Raw genomic sequence first — 7,377 nt, 5'->3', positions numbered from 1 at the left:
CCGGGTTGGCGCTCGGGCCGATGGACAGCGCGACGACGGCCGGGGCGATCAGCACCGAGACCAGGTTCATGACCTTGATCAGCGGGTTGATCGACGGGCCGGCGGTGTCCTTGAACGGGTCACCGACGGTGTCACCGATGATCGTCGCCTCGTGGGCGTCCGACCCCTTGCCACCGTGGTTGCCGTCCTCGACCAGCTTCTTCGCGTTGTCCCACGCACCGCCGGAGTTCGCGAGGAACACCGCCATGAGCGTGCCCGCGGCGATCGCACCGCCGAGGTAGCCGGCGAGCGGACCGACGCCGAGGCCGAAGCCGACGGCGATCGGGGCGAGGATCGCGAGCAGACCCGGCGTCGCCAGCTCCCGCAGCGCGTCCCGCGTGCAGAGGTCGACGACGCGGCCGTACTCGGGACGACCGGCCTCCGGTCCCCCTGCCTTGTACTCCATGATCCCGGGGATCGAGTTGAACTGGCGACGCACCTCGTAGACGACCGCGCCTGCCGCCCGGGACACCGCGTTGATCGCGAGACCCGAGAACATGAACACGACCGCCGCGCCGAGCACGACACCGACCAGCGTGTTCGGGCTGGTGATGTTGTAGATGTCGTTCGACAGCTGGCTGCCGACCGACTCGTAGGCCTGCCGGATCGCGTCGTTGTACGAGCCGAACAGTGCGGTCGCGGCGAGCACGGCCGTCGCGATCGCGATGCCCTTGGTGATGGCCTTGGTCGTGTTCCCCACCGCGTCGAGCTCGGTGAGGATGACGGCGGCCTTCTCGTCGACGTCGCCCGACATCTCGGCGATGCCCTGGGCGTTGTCCGACACCGGACCGAAGGTGTCCATGGCGACGATGACGCCGACCGTGGTCAGCAGACCGGTACCGGCCATGGCGACCGCGAACAGCGCGACGATGACCGAGCCGGACAGCAGGAACGCGCCGTAGACCGCGGCGCCGATGACGATCGCCGTGTAGACGGCCGACTCGAACCCGACGGAGATGCCGGCGAGGATGACGGTCGCGGCGCCGGTGAGCGACGAGGTGCCGACGTCCTTGACGGGCTGGTCCTCGGTGCCGGTGTAGTAACCGGTCAGGGCGAGGATGATGATCGCCAGCACGATGCCGATGGCCACCGCGATCGCCGCGATGAGCGCCGGGTTGCCCGCCGCGACGAGGTCGCCGACGGAGGCCGCGTTCACGCCGGGCAGCTCGGTGAAGCTGGTCGGCAGGTAGAGGAACGCCGCGATCACCGTCAGCACCAGCGAGATGCCTGCCGAGATGTAGAAGCTGCGGTTGATCGCCTTGAGCGCGTTCTCGCCCTCACGGGTGCGGGTGATGAACACGCCGACGATCGCCGTGAGGACGCCGATCGCCGGAACGATCAGCGGGTAGGTCAGGCCGAGGGTGCCGAAGGCGACCGAGCCCAGGATCAGCGCCGCGACCAGCATGACCGCGTAGGACTCGAAGAGGTCGGCCGCCATGCCGGCACAGTCGCCGACGTTGTCTCCCACGTTGTCGGCGATGGTCGCCGCGTTGCGGGGGTCGTCCTCGGGGATGCCCTGCTCGACCTTGCCGACCAGGTCGGCGCCCACGTCGGCGGCCTTGGTGAAGATGCCGCCGCCGACACGCATGAACATGGCGAGCAGCGCCGCGCCCAGACCGAAGCCCTCGAGGACCTTCGGCGCGTTCTCGACGAAGATCAGCACGACGACGGAGGCGCCGAGCAGACCCAGGCCGACCGTGGCCATGCCGACGACGCCGCCGGTACGGAACGCGATCCGGGCGCCCTCGTCGCGGCCGCCGGGCTTGGTCGACGCCGCGGCGACGCGGATGTTCGCCTTGGTCGCCAGGTTCATGCCCAGGCCACCGATGCTCATCGAGAACAGCGCGCCGAACACGAAGGCGATCGAGCGCGCGATGCGCTCGCCCCAGTTGTCGGCGGGCAGCGCGAGGAGCACCAGGAACACGATCACGATGAACGGCGCGAGGGTGCGGAACTGCCGCTGCAGGAAGGCGTTGGCGCCTTCCTGGACGGCCTTGCCGATGTCGCGCATGTTCTGCGTGCCCTCGTCGGCAGCGAGGACCTGCTGACGCAGGAACATGCCGATGGCGAGGGCGACGAGCGCGATCACCGCCACCACGCCCACGACGACGTATTCGCTCGAGGAGAACTCGACTCCCTGAGCGAGGACGGACGCTTGCATCCAGCCTCCCGGTTGGATCGGATTGGCGACGTCGGGAGGCCTCGCGGCGTCCTCGGCGCGCAGTGATCGTCACCACGCGCGAGTGGCGCGGGATGACAGGGGACGCAGTGTATGGGGGTGGTGCGAAGCCCGTGACGGCCCGGTTCCCGATCCCGTTGTGACGTGTGCGTCTTTCGCGTGGGAGATGGCGCCGAGCAGGCCGTCGGTGGCATGTGCGAATGTCGGCCTTCTCGGGGAGGAGGCGGCGTGACGACGGAGGCGGGCGGGCTGGTCGACGACGCGGACGGCCCCGTCCGCGGGAGCGTGGGCCCGGACGACGGGGACGGTGGGAGCAGCGGCGGTGTCGGTGCGATCGCCCGGGCGCTGCGCGTCCCCGACGACGCCGGGCACGGCAGCGAGCTCCTGCGCCGGGTCCTCGCCGGCACGCCGCAGGGCGAGGACCCGCTGACCCACGCCGAGGTCGTCCCCGCCCGTGAGGGACGACGGGCGTCCTGGCCGGAGTGGGTGCCCGACGAGCTCCGCGACCGGCTCGCCGCGCGCGGGGTGCCCTCGCCGTGGGAGCACCAGGCGGTCGCGGCGGACCATGCGTGGGCCGGGCGACACGTCGTCGTCTCCACCGGCACGGCGTCGGGGAAGTCGCTGGCCTACCAGCTGCCCGTGGTGGCGGCGCTGTCCTCGGAGCCGAACGCCACGGCGCTCTATCTCTCACCGACCAAGGCGCTGGGGGCCGACCAGCTGCGCGCGGCCCGCGCGCTCGACCCGGGCGGCCCGGACGGGCTGCGGGCCTCGGCCTACGACGGCGACACCCCGTACTCGGAACGGGACGCGGTGCGGCGCTCGGCACGCTGGCTGTTCACCAACCCGGACATGCTCCATCGCGGGATCCTGCCGCGGCATGGCCGCTGGACGACGTTCCTGCGCCGGCTGCGCTACGTCGTGGTCGACGAGGCGCACGCCTACCGCGGGGTGTTCGGCTCGCACGTGGCCCTGCTGCTGCGCCGGCTGCGACGGATCTGCGCGCGCTACGGCGCCCACCCGACGTTCGTGCTGGCCTCGGCGACGATGTCCGAGCCGGGGGTCTCGGCGTCCGCGCTCACCGGTCTGGACGTCGTCGAGGTCACCGACGACGCCTCGCCGCGCGGCCGCCGCGCGGTCGGGCTGTGGGAGCCCCCGCTGCTCGAGGAGGTCACGGGTGAGAACGGAGCCCCGGTGCGGCGCTCGGCCGGGGCGGAGACGTCCCGGATCCTCGCCGACCTCGTCGTCGAGGGGGCGCGGTCGCTGGCGTTCGTGCGCTCGCGACGCGGCGCGGAGCTCACCGCGCTGGGCGCCCGGCGGGTGCTCGGCGAGATCGACCCGGAGCTGGCGCGCCAGGTCGCGGCCTACCGGGCGGGGTTCCTGCCCGAGGAGCGCCGCGAGCTCGAGGCGGCGCTGATGAGCGGGGCGCTGCGCGGGGTCGCGACGACGAACGCGCTGGAGCTCGGGATCGACGTCGCCGGCCTCGACGCGGTGGTGGTCGCCGGGTTCCCGGGGACGCGCGCGTCGTTCTGGCAGCAGGCGGGCCGCGCCGGGCGCTCCGGGGACGACGCGCTCGTGCTGCTGGTGGCGCGCGACGACCCGCTCGACACGTTCCTCGTGCACCACCCGGAGGCCGTGCTCGGTGCGCCGCTGGAGCGCTGCGTGCTCGACCCGTCGAATCCGTACGTCCTCGCGCCGCACCTCGCGTGTGCGGCGGCGGAGCTGCCCCTGACCGCGGCGGACGTCGAGGAGGTGTTCGGCGGCGAGGTCGCGGTGCGCGCGCTGGACGACCTGGCCGCCGAGGGTCTGGTGCGCCGTCGTCGGGGCGGCTGGTTCTGGGCGCTGCCCACCGAGCGGCCGCACGCCGGGGTGGACATCCGCGGCTCGGGCGGCGAGCAGGTGGTCATCGTGGAGTCCGGCACCGGACGGATGCTGGGCACGGTCGACCCGGGCGCGGCTCCGTCCACCGTCCACGAGGGCGCGGTGCACCTGCACCAGGGCCAGAGCTACGTCGTGGACTCGCTGGACCTCGACGAGAGCCTCGCCCACGTCCACGCCGAGGAACCGGAGTGGACGACGCAGTCCCGGTCGGTCACCGACATCGAGGTGGTCGAGACCGAGCACTGCGAGTCGTTCGGCGCGGTCGGCGACGACGGCCCGGAGCTCCAGGTGTGCCTCGGCACCGTGGAGGTGACCGAGCAGGTGGTCGGCTACCTGCGGAAGTTGCCCTCGGGGCGGGTCCTCGAGCAGGTGCCGCTGGATCTCCCGGCGCGCACGCTCGCGACCCGCGCGGTCTGGTACACGCTCTCGGAGTCGCTGCTCGAGGGCGTCGGGATCGTGCCCCCGCGGGTGCCCGGCTCCCTGCACGCCGCCGAGCACGCCGCGATCGGGCTCATGCCGCTCGTCGCGACCTGCGACCGCTGGGACATCGGCGGTGTCTCGACGGCGCTGCACCCCGACACCGGCCGGCCCACGGTCTTCGTCCACGACGGGCATCCCGGCGGCGCCGGGTTCGCCGACCGCGGCCACGAGGCGATGCGGACGTGGCTGACGGCGACGCGCGACGCGATCGCGGGCTGCGAGTGCCCCTCGGGCTGCCCGTCCTGCGTCCAGTCGCCGAAGTGCGGGAACGGGAACGACCCGCTGGACAAGGCGGGCGCGGTCGCCGTGCTCACCGCGGTGCTGGCGCGGCTGCCGGGCTGACCCTCGGGTCGGCCCGTGAGTGGGCCGTCGGGGCCGCGAACCGCGGCTGGGGTCCGCCGCGGGCCGGGGTTCGGGGCTCCCGGCCCGCGGGGATGTGCGTCACGCCGCAGGGCGGGGAGGGTTCTCGACCCGCCCTGCGGCGCTGTCTCGGGCGGCGGTGGGCGCGATCGCGCGCTCCGGAATGGTCACGGGCGCGTTCGTCGCGCCCACCGCCGGGGTGGGCCGGACCGGAGGCGTCTCCGAGCGCTGCGGTGGGGCGCGCTGCCCGGGGACGTCGTCGGCGGTCCTGGCCGACCCGAGTCTGGAGTTGTGGTGGTCCCGGGTGCGCCCGGGTGGTGGTCCCTAGGACCGGATACCGGTGGCGACCGTCGCCAGGCGGTAGGTGGAGCTCCCGCCCAGCCCGCGCTGCGGACGCTCGCGGACGGCCTCGGCCATCGCGTCCTGGACGCTGTACGGGTCGGGCAGGCGCCAGCCGCACGCGGCGGGGCGGACCCGCCAGTGGTTGGAGCCCTGGGGGAACGTCGAGGGCGGCGCGGCGAGGAAGCTGCCCCGACCGTGCAGCGACATCCCCGGCCGGCCCGCGAGGTCCGGACGCAGCGGCTCGCCCGGCAGCACCGGGAACAGCCACTCCCCGGTCGGTGTGGCGGCGATCGGCACCGGCACCCCGACCGCCCGCAGCGCCGCCGCGGCACGGCGGCCGACGCTGGCGGGCACCTCGATCACGTCGAAGGTGAGCCCGGTGGGCAGCAGGATCGAGTAGGGCAGACCGGACCACCACTCGGCGATCTGGCCGACGTCCGTCGTCGCGGTCACTGCCCAGTCGTCGAGGACGGGAGCCGGGCCGACCTGAGGGGCGTCGCTGCACCCGGTCCAGACGTCACCTTGCGGGAAGGTGCCGGGAACGACCGCCCAGCCGTGGTCGGCGAGCACCATCGCTTCAGCGCGGAGCTCGGTGCCGTAGACGGCGCGGTAGCTGTCCCACCACTGCATTGCGGGTCCTCCCGATATTGGTCCACCCCGTGCGGTGTTCCTTCCCTAGTAACGGGGCGTTGCCGCACGATTTCCACCCGTCGTCGCCCATCGGCGGGGGTAGAACGCCGAGCGCCATCCCCGGCGCCGTTGAACGGGCGAGCGCGCCCCCGGAAGGCGTCTGACGCACCACTCGTCCCGACTGCACCAACCGTGTCGCCGCTCAGCGGGAGTCCCGGCCCGCTCGTCCGGCGAAGGCACGGTCTAGTGACGATCGGTGACCGCGACCTCGGCGATTCACCCCATGATCTTCACCACAGGGCCTGCCCGGACGCGGACCGTGGTCGTGTCCGCCACGGGAAGACATCCGCAGCTCCGGGCCACGTCGACCTGCAGATTCCAGCCGGACCACGTGCACGCGACCAGTCGGCCGCCGTTCCGCTCGGCGAGCTCCCGAGCGCGGTCGCACCCGGCCTCGCGGCCCCGCACCGACTCCGCCGCACCGGCGAGGGCAGCGAGGTCCGCGGCGTTCGCGGCCCGATGCCTCGTCGCCACCACGGCGCCCAGGACGACGAGCGCGCCGAGCAGGAGGCCCACGACACCGATCGCGCCCGCGGCGATCACGGTGGCGACCCCGCGGTCGTCGCGCCACCGGGACCGGACGCGAGAGGCGGTCACGGCGGCACCGTCTCGGCGACGGGCGGGGTCGGGTCGGGCGCGGGGATGTCGGGCGCCCCGTCGTCCCGCCCCCCATCGGGGGCCCCGTCGTCGGCGGCACCGGTGGGAGCGGCGACGGCGGGCTCACGAGCGGCCACGGCCTCCGCGGAGACCCGCAGCCCGGGGAGTGCACCGCCCAGCGGCGGCACCCGCACCAGCACCCGGACGAGGGCACCCTCCGGCTCGACGCGGACCTCCGTGCCCGCCGGGAGGTCCCGCGCGAGCGCCTCCGCGCCCACCGTGTCGTCGCGGGATGCGCGCCGGGCCGCCTCGCCCGCGGCGTCCACGCAGCGGATCTGGGCGATGACGGCCCCCACGGCCGCGAGCACCACCGCGAGCACGGCCACGAGGCTCCCGATCGCGATGGCCGCCTCGACCGTCACCATCCCGCGGTCGTCCCCGGGGCCCCGCCGCCCCGATCGGTCGTTCAGCCGCCCGTCGGGGTGAGCGAGCGCTGGATGAGTCCGGTCAGCGCCCCCATCACGGCCGGCGCATTGATGATCACGAACAGCAGGCCTGCGAACGCCGCCGCGGCGATCAGTCCGATCGCGTACTCGACCGTCGACATCCCCCGGTCGTCGCGGGCCACACCCGCCAGCCGGGCGATCAGCAGCGCCACGACCGTCGTCGGGTTCTCCATCGTCGTCTCCTCTCGTCCCGCGCCCGGGGTGGGTCGCGGTGGTCATGTCCGCTCCAGCAGCGGGGCGGCCAGCCCGATGACGACCGGGGCGATCCCCAGCGCCAGGAAGGCCGGCAGGAAGCACAGACCGAGC

Annotated in this window: 6 protein-coding genes; 1 reads left to right on the top strand and 5 read right to left on the bottom strand. The window is 73.8% G+C overall.

Translation table 11 applies throughout. From position 1 onward, the window contains the following. Positions 1–2,200: sodium-translocating pyrophosphatase (locus VGI02_RS14720; protein WP_331628141.1), on the bottom strand; the 2,200-nt coding region annotated here is incomplete at its 3' end. A gap of 363 nt (positions 2,201–2,563) precedes the next feature. Between VGI02_RS14720 and sftH the strand changes: the two genes are divergently transcribed. Next, entirely contained in the window at positions 2,564–4,918 is a 2,355-nt protein-coding gene (gene sftH, locus VGI02_RS14715) for a DNA 3'-5' helicase SftH (protein ID WP_331628143.1), read from the top strand. Positions 4,919–5,260: 342 nt separating this feature from the next. Here the strand turns inward: sftH and VGI02_RS14710 are convergent, their stop codons facing one another. The 4 genes from VGI02_RS14710 to VGI02_RS14695 form a co-directional block, all read right to left on the bottom strand. Next, a complete protein-coding gene (locus VGI02_RS14710; protein WP_331628140.1) occupies positions 5,261–5,908 on the bottom strand; it encodes a bifunctional DNA primase/polymerase in 648 nt (215 codons plus the stop codon). A 276-nt stretch (positions 5,909–6,184) separates the two neighbouring features. Beyond that, the gene (locus VGI02_RS14705; RefSeq protein ID WP_331628139.1) at positions 6,185–6,565 is read right to left on the bottom strand and encodes an Rv3654c family TadE-like protein; all 381 of its coding nucleotides are present in this window, start codon (positions 6,563–6,565) and stop codon (positions 6,185–6,187) included. Beyond that, a complete protein-coding gene (locus tag VGI02_RS14700; protein WP_331628138.1) occupies positions 6,562–6,990 on the bottom strand; it encodes a TadE family type IV pilus minor pilin in 429 nt (142 codons plus the stop codon). The genes VGI02_RS14705 and VGI02_RS14700 overlap by 4 nt, the downstream gene beginning before the upstream one ends. 41 nt (positions 6,991–7,031) lie before the next feature. Continuing rightward, positions 7,032–7,244, bottom strand: a complete 213-nt coding sequence (locus tag VGI02_RS14695) for a DUF4244 domain-containing protein (protein WP_331628137.1) — start codon at positions 7,242–7,244, stop codon at positions 7,032–7,034. Positions 7,245–7,377 lie beyond the last annotated feature (133 nt).

This window comes from Actinomycetospora sp., from assembly GCF_036497245.1.
In the GTDB taxonomy this organism is placed as follows: domain Bacteria; phylum Actinomycetota; class Actinomycetes; order Mycobacteriales; family Pseudonocardiaceae; genus Actinomycetospora.
Note: the sequence above shows the minus strand (reverse complement) of the source record. Positions and strands in the feature narration are given on the sequence as shown.

What these genes read in the sequence shown, in the direction of transcription:
- VGI02_RS14710 (WP_331628140.1), bottom strand. Translation starts at nt 5,908, where the DNA reads ATGCAGTGGTGGGACAGCTACCGCGCCGTCTACGGCACCGAGCTCCGC.
- VGI02_RS14695 (WP_331628137.1), bottom strand. Translation starts at nt 7,244, where the DNA reads ATGGAGAACCCGACGACGGTCGTGGCGCTGCTGATCGCCCGGCTGGCG.
- VGI02_RS14700 (WP_331628138.1), bottom strand. Translation starts at nt 6,990, where the DNA reads ATGGTGACGGTCGAGGCGGCCATCGCGATCGGGAGCCTCGTGGCCGTG.